General features: G+C 60.9%; 12 protein-coding genes and 1 pseudogene. 7 read left to right on the forward strand and 6 right to left on the reverse strand.

What is annotated here, in order from left to right:
• Positions 1-63 precede the first annotated feature (63 nt).
• Entirely contained in the window at positions 64-807 is a 744-nt protein-coding gene (locus AACH73_RS05420) for a hypothetical protein (RefSeq protein WP_338735654.1), read from the forward strand.
• Positions 808-951: 144 nt separating this feature from the next.
• On the opposite strand, the pseudogene AACH73_RS05425 reads toward AACH73_RS05420, so the two are convergent.
• Positions 952-1,188: pseudogene (locus AACH73_RS05425) on the reverse strand (Ca2+-dependent phosphoinositide-specific phospholipase C); the annotation flags it as partial.
• 243 nt (positions 1,189-1,431) lie between these two features.
• The gene (locus AACH73_RS05430) at positions 1,432-2,958 is read right to left on the reverse strand and encodes a nitrate/nitrite transporter (protein WP_338735655.1); all 1,527 of its coding nucleotides are present in this window, start codon (positions 2,956-2,958) and stop codon (positions 1,432-1,434) included.
• Here AACH73_RS05430 and AACH73_RS05435 point away from each other — a divergent pair.
• From AACH73_RS05435 to cobA, 6 genes are all read left to right on the forward strand, one after another.
• On the forward strand, positions 2,942-3,535 hold the full coding sequence (locus AACH73_RS05435) for an ANTAR domain-containing protein (RefSeq protein WP_272740166.1): 594 nt from the start codon (positions 2,942-2,944) through the stop codon (positions 3,533-3,535). The genes AACH73_RS05430 and AACH73_RS05435 overlap by 17 nt on opposite strands.
• Entirely contained in the window at positions 3,529-4,674 is a 1,146-nt protein-coding gene (locus tag AACH73_RS05440) for a CmpA/NrtA family ABC transporter substrate-binding protein (RefSeq protein WP_338735656.1), read from the forward strand. The genes AACH73_RS05435 and AACH73_RS05440 overlap by 7 nt, the downstream gene beginning before the upstream one ends.
• A 228-nt stretch (positions 4,675-4,902) precedes the next feature.
• The gene (gene nirB / locus AACH73_RS05445) at positions 4,903-7,389 is read left to right on the forward strand and encodes a nitrite reductase large subunit NirB (RefSeq protein WP_338735657.1); all 2,487 of its coding nucleotides are present in this window, start codon (positions 4,903-4,905) and stop codon (positions 7,387-7,389) included.
• The gene (gene nirD, locus AACH73_RS05450; protein WP_338735658.1) at positions 7,386-7,733 is read left to right on the forward strand and encodes a nitrite reductase small subunit NirD; all 348 of its coding nucleotides are present in this window, start codon (positions 7,386-7,388) and stop codon (positions 7,731-7,733) included. Before nirB ends, nirD begins: the two co-directional genes overlap by 4 nt.
• A gap of 35 nt (positions 7,734-7,768) precedes the next feature.
• Positions 7,769-10,429, forward strand: coding sequence for a nitrate reductase (locus AACH73_RS05455; RefSeq protein WP_338735659.1), 2,661 nt, complete (start codon positions 7,769-7,771; stop codon positions 10,427-10,429).
• Positions 10,422-11,225, forward strand: coding sequence for a uroporphyrinogen-III C-methyltransferase (cobA, locus tag AACH73_RS05460; RefSeq protein WP_338735660.1), 804 nt, complete (start codon positions 10,422-10,424; stop codon positions 11,223-11,225). Before AACH73_RS05455 ends, cobA begins: the two co-directional genes overlap by 8 nt.
• Positions 11,226-11,308: 83 nt before the next feature.
• On the opposite strand, the gene AACH73_RS05465 is transcribed toward cobA, so the two are convergent.
• From AACH73_RS05465 to AACH73_RS05480, 4 genes are all read right to left on the reverse strand, one after another.
• Positions 11,309-11,824, reverse strand: coding sequence for a molybdopterin-binding protein (locus AACH73_RS05465; RefSeq protein ID WP_338735661.1), 516 nt, complete (start codon positions 11,822-11,824; stop codon positions 11,309-11,311).
• Positions 11,825-11,904: 80 nt separating this feature from the next.
• Positions 11,905-12,714, reverse strand: coding sequence for an ABC transporter ATP-binding protein (locus tag AACH73_RS05470; RefSeq protein ID WP_338735662.1), 810 nt, complete (start codon positions 12,712-12,714; stop codon positions 11,905-11,907).
• A 12-nt stretch (positions 12,715-12,726) separates the two neighbouring features.
• Complete coding sequence (gene ntrB / locus AACH73_RS05475) at positions 12,727-13,614, reverse strand: nitrate ABC transporter permease (protein WP_338735663.1); 888 nt, start codon at positions 13,612-13,614, stop codon at positions 12,727-12,729.
• A gap of 74 nt (positions 13,615-13,688) precedes the next feature.
• Positions 13,689-14,939 carry a CmpA/NrtA family ABC transporter substrate-binding protein gene (locus AACH73_RS05480; RefSeq protein ID WP_338735664.1) on the reverse strand — a complete coding sequence of 417 codons (1,251 nt, stop codon included), beginning with the start codon at positions 14,937-14,939 and terminating at the stop codon, positions 13,689-13,691.
• Between the last annotated feature and the right edge of the window lie 5 nt (positions 14,940-14,944).

The raw sequence follows: 14,944 nt of genomic DNA on the forward strand, positions 1-14,944 counted from the left end.
CCACTGGCATTTCGGAGAGGGTTGGTAGGCTCTGCGGGACCTAACCGCAGAGAGGGCTTTGATATGACTAATACTCCCAAAAGCCGGGACAGCACCTTTTTCCTGTGCCTGATGGTGCTGATCTGGATAGGCATGTTCGCCGGGTTCGGTGGCGATATCGCCAAAAAATATGAACACGCACAAGGATTTCGATACCCGCTGATCGTGCATATTCATGCGGCCGCCTATGTCGGCTGGATGGTGTTGCAAACCCTTCAGATTGTCCTGATCAAAACCGGGAGATATAGCGCACATAAGGTTCTTGGCTATCTAGGCATAGGGCTCCTGTGTTTCATGCTGGTCGTAGGGCCTTGGGCGGAGATTGACTTTGAACGCCGCACACTTGGTGAGCCTGGCGCCAAAACCGCCTTCATGGTGATCGCCCTGTCAGGTGTCGTGATGTTTGGGGCGCTGGCCACCGCCGGTGTGTGGCTTCGCCGCTCGCCAGAGGCGCACAAACGCCTGATGATGCTGGCACTGATTTCTATAACAACGGCAGGGTACGGGCGCTGGCTAACGCGCCCTATTCTGGGTGGACTGGAACATCTTGGCGTCTCGCCCGGCTTTCTGACGTTCTGGCTGGCCTTCAACGCCGCACCGATCGTCCTGACGGGCATGATCGCTCTTCGCGACGTCGTCGTTTATCGGCGCCTTGTGCCCGCTTTTGTCTGGGGCACCGTTTTTATGATCTGTGTTCAGCTCCTGTCTGCGTGGATCTATTTTCTGCCGGAATGGAAGGCTTTTGCTGAACGTTGGGTGGGCGGATAGACCGGGGTAACGGCTTGCCGATCGCACAAGCGCATTACCTTTGAGCAATGGCGCGATAGTTAATTCACCGGGCGAGGTCGGTTGCGGAAGGATAGGGACGCCCTGCGTCTTGGCCTCGATCAGGATAAACAGTGGGACGTGATCGGGATGGGCGTCGGACCAGTTGCGGATCTGGCTCAGGCATAATTTCAGCATCGGGCAATGGCTGCGGAAGTCGATGTCCGGGACGTGCAGAACCTTGAAGCCTGGTTTATCGAGATCGGTCGTAATGTGCGGCGGCAGGTCAGTGATGCCTTTCGATTTCAGCAGTCGGTAGCCTGCCGGATCGAGATAGTGGCCGCCCCGCGGGTTAGGATTGACGTCTATTTCGAGGCTGCGCAACCCTGCATCGCGCGGGTCTTCAAATCGGGATGGTTATAGTTCAGCCCCTCCGAAAACCGGAATGGAAAACGCTGGCTGAACGCTGGGTCGGCGGACAGACCGGCCGCGGTTAGAACGCCCCTCCCAGTCGTTTTGGCGATTGAGGGGAAAGTTGCATACAAGGGGTATTGGGAGAAGCCGCAGGTCTGCTTCAATCTGATGGGAAGCCCCCGAGCATCGGCGAAGATCACCGCGACGACAATATCATATACGCACGTTCTCCAGAACCCCGCCCCACGTTGTGCGCCATCGGCGTTTGATTAAGGTCAGTCCGCCGTAGGCGATTAATGCCAGCACAGCAAAGCCGATCAGCCCGGGCTGATAGGAACCCAGGGCTTGTTTCGACAAGCCAAGGCTCGTGGCCAGATAAAAGCCTCCAATGCCACCGAACATGCCGACTAGACCAGTCATGACGCCGATCTCAGCGCGAAAGCGTTGGGGCACCAGCTGGAAGACCGCGCCATTGGCCATACCCAATGCCCCCATGCCGACGATCAGGAACAAAAGGGCGGTGAACGCATTTGGGAGACGGAAGCTGATTATGGTGAGGGTAATAGCGGCGACGATGTACATGATCGACAGCGTCCGAATGCCGCCAATCTTGTCTGCGACGCTGCCGCCCACCGGCCTAAAGAGAGAACCGGCAAAAACGCAGGCGGCGGTGAAGAAGCCAGCCTTGATCGGATCAAGGCCATACTCTGTGTTGAAGTAGATGTTGAGAGAAGAGCTAAGACCGACGAAACCCCCGAACGAGACGCCGTAAAAGAGAAGAAACCACCAGGCGTCCTGTTGTTTAAGAACGGCAAAATACTGATCAAGACGCTTGGGCGCCGGCGGATCGGGCGCGTCTTTGGCGAAGAGGAGATAAAAGATAAAGGCAGCGATCAGCGGAAGCGCGGCAAATCCAAAGACGGTCGTCCAGCCAAACGCCTTGGCCAGCGACGGCGCAAAGAGTGAGGCGAAGACCGTGCCGGAATTGCCCGCTCCGGCAATCCCCAGGGCCACGCCCTGATATTGCGGGGGATACCAGCGCGACGCCAGGGGCAGGGCGACAGCAAACGAAGCGCCGGCGACACCCAGCACACCTGCCAGCATCAGGACACCGGTGTAGGAGTCTATTTTCAGGACAAAGGCCAGCAGCAGGCCGGAAATGACGATAGCCTGAGCGATGGCACCGGTTGTTTTGGGGCCGATGCGATCGACCATAACGCCAGCCACTATACGCAACACGGCTCCGGTCAGAATGGGGACGGCGACCATGAAGCCCTTCTGTGCCGGGCTTAGGCCGAGGTCGTTGGCAATCTGCACACCCAACGCCCCCAGAAGCACCCAGACCATGAAACTCATATCAAAATATAGAAAAGCCGAGACCAGGGTAGGGGAGTGCCCGGATTTGAGGAAGTCTTTGGAAATCATGGAAATACCTGCGGCAAAGCGCTGGGCAGCCGCACAGGCGCCACAGCCATGGGGAAACGTTTTTGGGTGAAGACGACGGTCCGGTTCGTTCCGGAAGCTGCCCGCCGTTGGCCAGTTCCCCAGTCGCATATCAAAGGCTAAGTTACCCTGACCCGCTCTGTCAAGACTGGATTTTTGCACTGCGAGAGGCGTTAAATTTTTCTCTTGCGCACTGCGGTATATTCGCATTAGCCCTAAGGGGAGATTCGAACCCGCCCCGAAATCGGGGTGTCGATCTGTCCCTTGCCGGATAATTCCCGTGAATGTGCTGATCATCGACCCTGACGATGCGCGCGCCGCCCTGGTGGCGGAAGGCCTGCGGCTGGACGACGGCCTTCAGGGCGCAACGATCCACGTCTGGCCACGGTTTGAACTGGCGCGCCTCAGCGCTATCAACCCCGACATGGTCATCATCGCGTGCGAAAGTCCGGACCGCGATACGCTCGATGCGCTGCAGATCGCCCATGAACACGCGCCCCGCCCTGTGGCGATGTTTGTGGACCGTTCCGACGCCAACACCACGGCTCAGGCCCTTGAGGCCGGAGTGGCCGCCTATGTCGTGGACGGCTACTCCCCAAACCGGGTCGCATCTATTCTGTCGGTCGCCGCGCATCGCTTCAATCTGATGCAGACCCTTCGGCATGACCTTTCAAAGGCGCGGGCCGATCTGGCGGCGCGAAAGACCATTGACCGGGCCAAGGGGGTGCTCATGACCTCACGCGGCATCGGGGAGGAAGAGGCCTATCGCCTGATGCGCAAGCACGCCATGGACTCAGGCCGCCCGATTGCGGCCATTGCCGAGGATATTCTTGCCATTTCCGACCTGCTGAAAAAGAGGGACGACGGATGCTGAGTGTACGTATCGGCTTTAGCCCCCTCAACGACGCCGCGCTCGTCGTCCTGGCCGAAGCGCTGGGATTTTACAGCGCTGAGGGACTGGATGTTTCGTTAAGCCGCGAGGCCAACTGGTCGAATATCCGAGACAAGCTTTCCTACGGTTTACTGGACGCCGCCCATGTGCTCGCAACGCTTCCGCTCGCGCGCGGACTGGGGCTTGGGCCGGCCATAGGGCATATCATCGCCCCCATGGCTCTGGGGGCGAACGGCAATTCGGTGGTCATCTCATCAAAGCTGAAAGAGGTTTTCGAGGGACTTGGGGCCTCGACCCTTCTGGAATCAGCACGGGCTCTGCGCATGGTGATCCAGCACCGGCGCGCCGTCAGCGAAGGCAAGGTGACACTGGCGATCCCTTTCAACTATTCGCCGCATCATTTTGTGCTGCGACACTGGCTGGCGGCGGGGGGGATTGACCCGGATCGCCAGGTGCAATGGGTGGTTCTGCCGCCATCGCGGATGGCCGATCATCTGCGCGACGGGGTGATCGACGGCTTCTGCTCAGGTTCCCCCTGGCCACAGATGGCCGAGCTGAACGGTGACGGGGTGGTGCTGTTTTCTGATCCGGCTTTCTGGACACTGAAACCTGAGAAGGTACTGGCTGTGCGGGGGACCTGGGCGGAAGACAATCCTCAGGCCGTGGTCGCTCTGACACGCGCCCTGTTACGGGCCGGGCAGTGGGCAGTCAAGGCTGAGAACGCCGATGATCTGGCCCGTCTGCTCAGCGCGGATTTGTACGTGCGGGCTCCCCTTGAGGCGGTTCAGGCGGCTCTTGCACCCGGCGGGGCCGGACTGATCCTCGATCCGCAAACGGCGACCTTCCCGTGGATCAGCCATGCCAAATGGTTTATCGGGCAGTTCGTACGATGGGGCCTCACGGAGGATAATCATGATTTTGACGCTGTCGCCCGCCGGATTTACCGTCCGGACCTGTGGCGTCAGGCAGCCGAACCATTGGGTCTGGCGCTCCCGATCGACGATGAAAAGGACGAGGGCGGCGCCGACGTGAACTGGAAGGTTCGGGCGAGGCCGCACGATATCCTGATGCCGCCCAACGCCCTGTTTGATGGTGGGGTGTTTCGCGTCCACAGAGGCTAAAGCTTCGTCTCGCACGCGCAAAAACGGAGATTGACAGGGCGTGCGTCCTGTGGCCCAATGAAGCTACGGATCAAGGTCGATCCACGACATTTGCCCAGAAGCGCCAACGGCGGCGCGTTTGAGCCTTCATCGGACAAAGATGTCCCGCACTCCTGAAACGCTTTGGCGTCAAAGGGGTGCGGGATTTTTTTTGGCCCAATTCCCACGCGCTCGCATTGGAGCAACCCCATGGCTTTTCATTCTGAGCCTGTGGCCAAACCCCGGATCGTCGTCATCGGCGCGGGCATGGCCGGTGGCCGCATCGTCGAAGAGATCCTCAAACGCGATGATCGGATGTTTGATATTTCGGTCATCGGTGCCGAGTCTTGCGCCACCTACGACCGCATCCAACTATCGCCGGTGCTGGCGGGCGAAAAGACGTTTGAACAGATCGTCACCCATTCGCAGGACTGGTACGACGTCAATGGCGTGAAAACACACTTTGGCGTCTGGGTGCAGGGCATTGACCGCGACGCTAGGCGGGTGGTGCTGCATGACGGTCAGACGATCAGTTACGACTGTCTGATTCTGGCTACCGGTTCCGACCCCATCCGACTGCCTCTACCCGGTGCGGATTTGTCAGGCGTCGTGGCCTTTCGCGACCTGCACGACGTCGATCTGATGCAGAAAGCAGCGGAGGCAGGCGGCGAGGCGGTGGTCATCGGCGGCGGGCTTCTGGGCCTGGAGGCCGCCTATGGTCTGGCCAAACGCGGCATGAAGGCCACCGTGATCCATCTGGTCGATGTGCTGATGGAGCGTCAGCTCGATGAGGCCGCCGGGCGATTGCTGGAAAAGGCGCTGGCCGAACGCGGTGTGTCGGCCGTCCTGAATGCGCAGTCCGAGGCCATACTGGGCGAAACCCATGTGGAAGGGCTGAAACTCAAGGACGGACGGGTGATTCCGGCCTCGCTGCTGGTCATGGCGGTGGGTATCCGCCCGCACGTGGAACCGGCGAAGTCAGCCGGTCTGACGGTCGAGCGTGGCATCGTCGTCGATGACCAGATGCGCACCAGCGACCCCTTCATCTTTGCGGTCGGCGAATGCGTGCAGCACCGCGGGCAGTGCTATGGCCTTGTGGCACCCATCTGGGACATGTGCCGCACGCTGGCCGATGTGCTGACCGGCAAGAATCCCCAGGCGACCTATCTGGGCTCGGAACTGGCGACGCGGCTTAAGGTCTCCGGCGTCGATCTCTATTCGGCCGGTCAGTTCAATGGCGGCGACGATTGCGAAGACATCGTGTTCCGTGATCCGGCGCGCGGCGTCTATAAGCGCATCGTCATCAGGAATGACCAGCTTGTGGGCGCGGTGCTGTTTGGTGAGGCGGCCGATGGCGGCTGGTATTTCGACCTGATCAAAAAGGGGGAAAGCATCGGTGAGATTCGCGACACCCTGATCTTCGGTCAGGCCGTGACGGAGGCGCTGGCCGGTGTGGACCCTAACGCCGCCGTTGCGGCATGGCCCGACGACACGGAAGTGTGCGGCTGCAACGGCGTGAGCAAGGGTACGGTGGTTGCGGCCATCAGCGGCGGCGCGGACACGCTGGACAAGGTGCGCGGTTGCACCAAGGCCTCAGCCTCGTGCGGCTCGTGCACCGGCATTGTCGAACAGTTGCTCAAGGTCACTCTGGGCGATGCTTTCAAGGCGCAGATCGGCCCCAAGCCGATGTGCAAATGCACCTCACACGGCCACGCGGTCGTGCGTCAGGCGATTGTCGAGCAAGGACTGATGACCATCCCAGACGTCATGCAGGCGCTGAAATGGGAGACGCCGGATGGCTGTTCTTCGTGCCGGCCGGCGCTGAATTACTACCTCTTGTGTGCGTGGCCGCGTGAGTATCAGGATGATCCGCGCTCGCGCTTCGTCAATGAGCGTAACCACGCCAATATTCAGAAAGATGGCACCTATTCCGTCGTGCCGCGCATGTGGGGCGGCGTCACTTCGGCCAGGGAGCTGCGCGCCATTGCCGATGTCGTCGATAAGTTCAACCTGCCCATGGTCAAGGTCACGGGCGGGCAGCGCCTCGATATCTTCGGCGTCAAAAAAGAAGACCTGCCCGCCGTTTGGGCCGATCTCAATGCCGCCGGTATGGTCTCAGGCCACGCCTATGCCAAGGCGCTGAGGACGGTGAAAACCTGCGTCGGGTCGGAATGGTGCCGCTTCGGCACGCAGGATTCGACGGGGCTGGGTATCCGGCTGGAACAGGACACCTGGGGGTCCTGGATGCCGCACAAGTTCAAGATGGCGGTCTCAGGTTGCCCGCGCAACTGCGCCGAGGCGACGATCAAGGACTTCGGCGTCATCTGCGTCGATTCCGGCTATGAGCTGCACGTGGGCGGCAATGGCGGCATTCACCTGCGCGGCACGGATTTGTTGTGCAAGGTGGCGACCGAGGCCGAGGCCCGCGAGTATTCGATGGCCTTTGTGCAGTTCTACCGTGAGGACGCCTGGTACCTGGAGCGCACCGCGCCGTGGATTGAGCGTGTGGGCCTTGAGGCGATCAAGGCCAGACTGTTCGATGAGGAGGCCCGCAAAGCTTTAATGGCGCGCTTTCTTGAGTCACAGGCCGTGTTTCAGGTCGATCCATGGGCGGAACACGCCCCCCAGTCCGAGCCGGCCAAAGTGTTTTCACCGCTGGCGGACCTGCGCAGCGAAAAGAAGGAGATGGCGCGATGAGCGGCGATCTGGCTTTGCAAAGGCCACCTCTGACGTGGCTCGATGTCGGAGCGGCGGCGGATGTACCGTTTCAGGGGGCCCGGCGGGTCGAGACGGACAAGGGGGCCATCGCCGTCTTCCGCACCGTGGATAATGACTATTACGCCGTCATGGACAAATGCCCGCACAAGGGCGGCCCTCTGTCCGAAGGCATCGTGCACGGCCGTCATATCGCCTGTCCGCTGCACAACTGGTCGTTTAGCCTCGAAACGGGGGAAGCCGTCGGGGCCGATGCGGGGAAGGGCTGTACGCCCACCGTGCCGCTGAAGATCGAAAACGCCCGCATTTTTCTGGGACTGCGTTGAACCCCTTTCCTTAAAGGGAGAGGGGGAGAGGTTCAATGACCACCACCCAATCCACCACCTGTCCCTATTGCGGCGTCGGTTGCGGCGTTGAAGCGACGCTTGATGGCCGGCAGATGACCGTCCGGGGCGAGGTGGCGCACCCGGCCAATCTGGGCAGGCTCTGCTCCAAGGGCACGGCTTTGGGCAAGACCTTCGGGCTGGAAGGGCGCTTACTCAGCCCTCGCCGTCGTACGCCACAGGGTTTTGTCGATACGACGTGGGACGCGGCGCTTAGCGAGGTGGCCGGGCGGTTTCGCGACATCATCGCCGAGCACGGCCCGGACGCCGTGGCCTTTTATGTCTCCGGTCAGTTGCTGACCGAGGACTATTACGCGGTCAACAAGCTGGCCAAGGGCTATATCGGGACGGCCAATATCGACACCAATTCGCGCCTGTGCATGAGTTCGGCGGTGGCCGCCCACAAACTGGCCTTCGGCGCGGATCTCGTGCCAGGGGTCTATGACGATCTGACAGAGGCGGACCTTCTGATCTTCAGTGGCCACAATGCCGCCTGGACCCATCCGGTCCTCTATCGGCGGATCGAGGGGCGTCAGGATCAGTTTCGCGTCTGCATCGATCCGCGCCGCACCGATACGGCCAAGGCGGCCAACCTGCACCTGATGATCCGCCCGCAGACGGATGTGCGCCTGTGGAATGGCCTGTGTGCGCATCTGATCGCGCGCGATGCGCTCGATCATGACTTTGTGGATCAGCATACACAGGGTTTTTCGCGCCTGATGGCCGCGCTCGCCGCCGACGATCAGAGCCTTGAGGCCGTGGCCGCGGATTGCGGTATCTCGCCAGCCGATCTGAAGACGTTTTATGATGCCTTTCTGCGCACGGATAAGGTGGTGAGCCTGTTTTCTATGGGCTCCAACCAGTCGGCGCAGGGGGTGCACAAGGGACTCAGCCTGATCAATGCGCACCTCCTGTCGGGCAAGATTGGCAAGCCGGGAGCTGCGCCTTTCTCGGTCACGGGCCAGCCCAATGCCATGGGCGGGCGTGAAGTGGGCGGGCTGGCCAATATGCTCGCCGCGCATATGGATTTCGATGAAACGTCGAAGGCCCTTGTGCAACGCTACTGGGGCTCGCCGACCGTTGCCCCCAAACCCGGCCTGAAAGCCGTCGATATGTTTGAGGCGGTGCGCACGGGCAGGATCAAGGCCATCTGGATCATGGCCACCAACCCCATGGTATCGATGCCCGACGCCAACCGCATCCACGAAGCCTTGTCGAAGTGCGAACTGGTGGTCGTGTCGGACGTTATGACGCGCACCGATACGATGGACATGGCCCATATCCAGCTCCCGGCAGCCGCCTGGGGCGAAAAGGACGGCACTGTGACCAATTCCGAGCGCGTCATCTCGCGGCAGCGTACTCTGACCCGGTTGCCGGGCGAAGTGCGTCCGGACTGGGCGATCATCGCCGAGGTGGCGCGGCGGATGAACCCGGATTGGGCACAGGCCTTTGACTGGGCCGGGCCGGATGAGGTCTTTGCCGAGCACGCCGGGCTGACGGCGTTTGAAAATAACGGGCAGCGTTTTCTCGATCTGGGCGGGCTGGCCGGGATGACCAGGGCGTCATATGACGCACTCATGCCGGTGCGCTGGCCGTTTCCCGCCGATGGCTTGCCGGCGGCGCGCCTGTTTGCCGACGGGCATTTCAACACGCCGAACGGTCGGGCGCGACTGGTGGCGCCAGTCGTGCGCGGCCCGGCTAACCGTCCGACGCCTGAGTTTCCATTCAGTTTCAATTCCTGCCGCGTACGTGACCACTGGCATACGATGACGCGCACGGCGCTGGCACCGGAACTGAACCTCCATATCACCGAGCCCACCCTCGATATCCACCCGAAGGATGCGCGACGGCTGGGGATACGCGAGGGCCGGCTGGCGGTCGTGACAACGGTGCAGGGTGAGGCCATCTATAAGGCGCGCGTGACCGACGATGTACGCGTCGGCACTCTGCACGCCCCTATGCACTGGACAAGACAGTTCGCGCCCTATGGTCGCTCAAACCCGCTGATCAACCCAGCCGTCGATCCCTTGTCCGGGCAGCCGGAGTTTAAGCACACCCCAGCGCAGGTCCGGGCCTTCGGGGAGGTGTGGCACGGCTTTCTGATGGTGCCGCGAGACTTCGACGGCACGCTGCCTGAGTTTCAGTCGGATACGGTCTGGCGTCGCACCGCCTATGCCCACGCGGATGGCTATGAGATGGCGGGTACGGGCACGCCGGACAGCGCGGACTTTGACGCCACGGCGACGCTTGAGGACCCGGCCACCGGCATCCGGCGTCAGGTGCGCGTCGAAAACGGCCGTTTGACGCGGGTATTGTTCATAGCGCCCATCCACAAAAAACTGCCGCCGCGCGACTGGCTGCTTGAGTGTTTCGGAGAGACGCAACTGAGCGCGCCACAGCTTGCGGCCTTGCTGATCGGGCGGATGCCGGGCGTGTCGGACAGGGGCCGGATTATCTGCGCCTGCAACAGTGTGGGTGAGAACGCTATTTTGGCCAGCATTGAAGCCGGTGCGACGACGGTTGAAGAGATAGGCGAAGCCACGCGCGCAGGCACCGCCTGTGGCGCCTGCAAAGGCGAGCTGAAACAATGCTTGCAGAGGCAAAGCACAAAAAAAGAAAGGGGTAACGCCCATGTCTGAGGGATCCGTTTCTCTGGTTGGCGCAGGGCCTGGCACGTCGGACTACCTGACACTCGGGGCCGTAAAGGCCCTGCAGAGCGCTCAGGCGGTTCTGTACGATGCCCTGGTAGACGATGGGGTCCTGGCTTTTGCGCCGCAGCGGTGCGTTAAAATCTGCGTCGGGAAACGGGGCGGCCGCCTATCGGTGTCACAGGATAAAACGAACGCCCTCATGGTCCGTCTGGCGCACAAAGGGCTGAACGTCGTTCGACTTAAAGGCGGTGATCCCTCCGTTTTCGGTCGGGTCGAGGAGGAGCGGCAGTATCTCGACGCCTATGGTGTTGCGCACAGGACCATAGCCGGTGTGACGACAGCCAGCGCGGCCGCCGCGCAGTTTGCTTTTCCACTGACTCATCGGGCATCGGCGCGCTCCGTCCATTATCTGACCGGGCGCACAAAAGACGGATTGCCGGACTTAGACGGGAAAGGACTCGAGGGCGCGGAAACAACACTCGTGTTCTATATGGCCGCCCAAAAAGCGCAGGCTATAGAAACCGCCTTACTGGCGTTGGGCCGTCGGGGCTCAACGCCGGTCCTTATTCTTGAAAATGTCGGTCGCACCCACCCGGCCATGCGGCGCTGCAGTCTAAGCACTCTGGCCAGCACGGTGCGCGAGACTGTTTATGAGGGGCCGGTCCTCATCTGTATTGGCGATGTGTGCGCCTTCGCTCGGGCCCATCAGACGGGACAAATGCAAGAAACATTTTCAGTGGCCGATGACGCTGCCCTTTGCCAGGGCGCGGCCCGTCTGGCCTGAGCCGGACGGACACGTGCCGCGCTCTGAAGGTCGAATGGCCGCTTCTTCAGGCCATCTATTTAAACCTTGTCTTGAAACTCCGCTCAGGAATCTGCGGGGATATCCATCCCGTCAGCGGCCACCGTACTTTTCTTTTCCGCTCGCAGGCTTGCCCGTACAAGCGAGCATATGTCCGGATCCAGGCTGAGATGGTGGAAGAGCAGATTGTCCCAGATGTCTCTCAAGGCAGAAAGCGAGGCCGGGAGCGCAAGGACACAGGTCCCGTTTGCAATGCCGGCCACAGCGCGGGACAAAAGGCCTGGCAGACCTGCCGACGCGTGGCTGTAGACGTGAAACAGGACGGAAAAGCCATCAAAACGCTTTTCCAGAATCGTTTCGAGCGCTTCAGGTGTGATGTCATCAGGATTAGGGCCGGTGCCGCCCAGAAGGACGAGGACGCGGCAATCGGGTGAGGCAATCCGTCGTTTAACCTCCGATCGAAGAGGCCCAACCTCAGACACAACCTCACCCCAGTCTACCGCCTCATAGCCGGCCTTGACCAGTCGTGCGCTCAAATGGCGCACGGCTTCCGTCTGCGCTCCCTGCGGGATGCGGGTCACACTCAGGATGCAAGCTGAGACAGGGGCTCTTTCGGAATTCATAAGCATACGTCGCGCACTTAGGATCAGCCATGTAAGTGTCAGGCTGGCTCAGCAGGTGCCAGGTGTGCGTGATCGTGCGCTTCAAGGAAGCCAACAATGCGGCGGCGGCAGTCAATGAACTGGGCGTCCTGCAGAACCTGTTTGCGATCGCGGGGCCGGGGCGTCTTCACGTCCACGATCTCTCCGATGCGGGCCTTGGGACCGTTGGTCATCATCACCACGCGATCGGCCAACAGAACGGCTTCATCGACATCGTGGGTGATCATCAGCACCGTTGAACGAATGCGCTCATGAAGCTCCATCACCGTGTCCTGAAGGTGAGCACGGGTAAGCGCATCAAGCGCACCAAAGGGCTCATCCAGCAGCAGAACCTTGGGCTCCATAGCCAGGGCGCGGGCGATGCCGACACGCTGCTTCATACCGCCTGAGATTTCGCCAGGGCGTTTATCCTTGGCGTGGGTCATCTTGACCAGTTCCAGATTGTGCAGGGTGCGGTCGTGGAGCTGTTTCAGGTTTTCCCTGGCGCCATAGAGCTTGGCGACGGCCAGACGCACGTTCTCATAAACGGTCATCCAAGGCAGAAGCGAATGGTTCTGAAAAACGACGGCGCGTTCGGGCCCGGGGCCCTTGATCTCTTTATTGTCGAGCAGGGCGGCCCCAAGCGTCACCGGCACAAGGCCCGCGACCACGTTCAGGAGGGTGGACTTGCCGCAACCGGAATGGCCGATGATCGACAGGAATTCGCCCTTGTGTACGCTGAGCGAAACATTCTCGAGCACCTGCGAGATGACACCATCGCGCTCGAAATCGACATAGATGTTTTCAAGGGAAAGAAGCGGTTTGGACATGAGCTTACCTTTTTAATCCGCTGTGGTGCCGCGCGAGACGTACTGACCTACAAGCGCCACCAAACGGTCGAGCACAAAGCCGACCAGACCGACCCAGACGAGGGCCACGATGATGTCGGACATGCGCGAGGAGTTGTACTGATCCCAGATAAAGAAGCCGATGCCTACGCCACCCAGCAGCATTTCAGACGCTACGATGGCCAGCCAGCTCATGCCGACCCCGATGCGCAGGCCTGTAAAAATGTGCGGTGTGGCCGCGGGCAGCATGATCTTGAAGAAGTATTCGCCGGGCGTCAGGCGTAACACCTTGGCCACATTCACATAATCCTGCGGGATATTGCGCACGCCGACCATTGTGTTGATCACGATGGGCCAGATGGAGGTGATAAAGATGACGAACAGGGCCGACGGCTGGGCTTCGCGCAGGGCGGCCAGCGAGATGGGCAGCCAGGCCAGAGGCGGCACGGTGCGCAGAACCTGAATGATCGGATCGGTCCCTTTGCGCGCCCAATCGACCGTGCCGAGAAAAGCCCCCAGAAGAACACCGCACACGGCGGCCAGGCCAAAGCCGATCCCCACCCGCGACAGGGAGGTCAGCACGTGCCAGAACAGGCCCTTGTCCACGCCACCACGATCGTAGAAGGGATCAAAGATCAGTTCCTGCGCTTCCATCAGGACCATGGAGGGCGAGGGCAGACCACCCGGAAAGGCTGTGCCCAGCGCTTCCCACATCAGGACCAAGGCGCTCACCGTGAGCAGAGGCATCAGGTAGTTCCCGGCCTTGTCAGCCAGCTTGCGCCGTTTAGAGGCCGCTATCTGTTTGGCCTGCGCCGCCGCCAGAAGGATCTGGTTATGATCGGCGACCAGGTCTGCGGAGACATCAGTCTGGGGGGAGGTCATTTTTTGAACTTCAAAGGGCATGGGAACCTCAAGATCCCTCTCCCCAATGGAGAGAGGGTTGGGAGGGGCTTAAATCAGGCCAACTTCTTGACGGGCTGGCTGGCGAGGTAGGCGCTGGGGTTCGTCCAGTCGAAGGTCTTGCCATCGAAGAAGCGCTCGACGCCGCGGGAATCCGCCGGGGCCGGGATGCCATACTGTTTGGCCACTTCACGCCACAGGTCGGAGCGGTTGACCTTGTTGACTAGCGCCTTTGTATCCACGTCGTTGTCGATAATGCCCCAGCGCTTGTTTTCGGTGACGAACCAGGTGTCGTGCGACTTAAACGGGAAGCCCGCATTGTCGGCCCAGAACTTCATCAGGTGCGCTGAGCCTGCAACATTACGGCCATCGCCGTAATTGATCTTGCCCTGAAGGCGCGGCAGGATGTCGTTGATCGGGACGTTGATATACTGGCGCCCGGCGGTGATGGCGCACATGGCGGGGCGGTTTGTGTCGCACCATTGCTGGGCTTCCATGACCGCCGCGATCAGGGCCTTGGCCGCATTCGGGTACTTATCGACCCAGTCCGCACGCATCCCTAGGGCCTTTTCCGGATGGTTCATCCAGATTTCGGAAGTGGTGGTGGCGGTATAGCCGATCTTCTGATTAACGAGCTGACCATTCCACGGCTCACCCACGCAGAAGACGTCCTGTGTCCCAGCCTTCATATTGGCCACCATCTGCGGCGGCGGGATGACGATGGTGGAGACATCCGTATCCGGATTGATCCCGGCGGCCGCCAGCCAGTAGCGCACCCACAGATCATGCGTACCACCGCGATAGGTCATGGCCACCTTGGCCAGATTGCCGGCGGCTTTCATCTGGGCGAACTTGGCCTTGGCGCCGGCGGCATTCAGTCCGACCTGTACGTTCTTAAGATCGTTGCCGACGCTGATACCCTGACCGTTGGTGTTGAGGCGCGCCAGAATGTACATCGGCGTCTTGCGCGCCCCGACGCCTAGGGTGAACTGATAGGGCATGGGGCTGAGGATATGCGCCCCGTCGATGCCACCGCCTTGTGCACCCAGGACGATATTGTCGCGCGTGGCCCCCCATGAGGCCTGTTTCAGCACCTCAACATTGGGCAGGCCGTATTTGGCAAACAGGCCCTTCTCTTTGGCGATGATGAGGGGGGAGGCATCGGTCAGGGCAATAAAGCCGAGCTTGGCACCGGAAACCTCCGGTCCCTTGCCGGCGGCAAAGGCCCCTGAGGGGAAAAGCCCTTTGGCGGCGGCGACGGTGGCGGCAGCCCCGATGAGGGCCTGACGACGGGAAAAGGTGGTCATATCAG

Source organism: Asticcacaulis sp. DW145, assembly GCF_037101385.1.
Classification (GTDB): Bacteria; Pseudomonadota; Alphaproteobacteria; order Caulobacterales; family Caulobacteraceae; genus Asticcacaulis; species Asticcacaulis currens.

Coding starts and splice junctions, on each gene's coding strand:
- AACH73_RS05455 (WP_338735659.1), top strand. CDS start 7,769: ATGACCACCACCCAATCCACCACCTGTCCCTATTGCGGCGTCGGTTGC.
- nirD (WP_338735658.1), top strand. CDS start 7,386: ATGAGCGGCGATCTGGCTTTGCAAAGGCCACCTCTGACGTGGCTCGAT.
- AACH73_RS05470 (WP_338735662.1), bottom strand. CDS start 12,714: ATGTCCAAACCGCTTCTTTCCCTTGAAAACATCTATGTCGATTTCGAG.
- ntrB (WP_338735663.1), bottom strand. CDS start 13,614: ATGACCTCCCCCCAGACTGATGTCTCCGCAGACCTGGTCGCCGATCAT.
- AACH73_RS05480 (WP_338735664.1), bottom strand. CDS start 14,939: ATGACCACCTTTTCCCGTCGTCAGGCCCTCATCGGGGCTGCCGCCACC.
- AACH73_RS05430 (WP_338735655.1), bottom strand. CDS start 2,958: ATGATCAGCACATTCACGGGAATTATCCGGCAAGGGACAGATCGACAC.
- cobA (WP_338735660.1), top strand. CDS start 10,422: ATGTCTGAGGGATCCGTTTCTCTGGTTGGCGCAGGGCCTGGCACGTCG.
- AACH73_RS05420 (WP_338735654.1), top strand. CDS start 64: ATGACTAATACTCCCAAAAGCCGGGACAGCACCTTTTTCCTGTGCCTG.
- nirB (WP_338735657.1), top strand. CDS start 4,903: ATGGCTTTTCATTCTGAGCCTGTGGCCAAACCCCGGATCGTCGTCATC.
- AACH73_RS05440 (WP_338735656.1), top strand. CDS start 3,529: ATGCTGAGTGTACGTATCGGCTTTAGCCCCCTCAACGACGCCGCGCTC.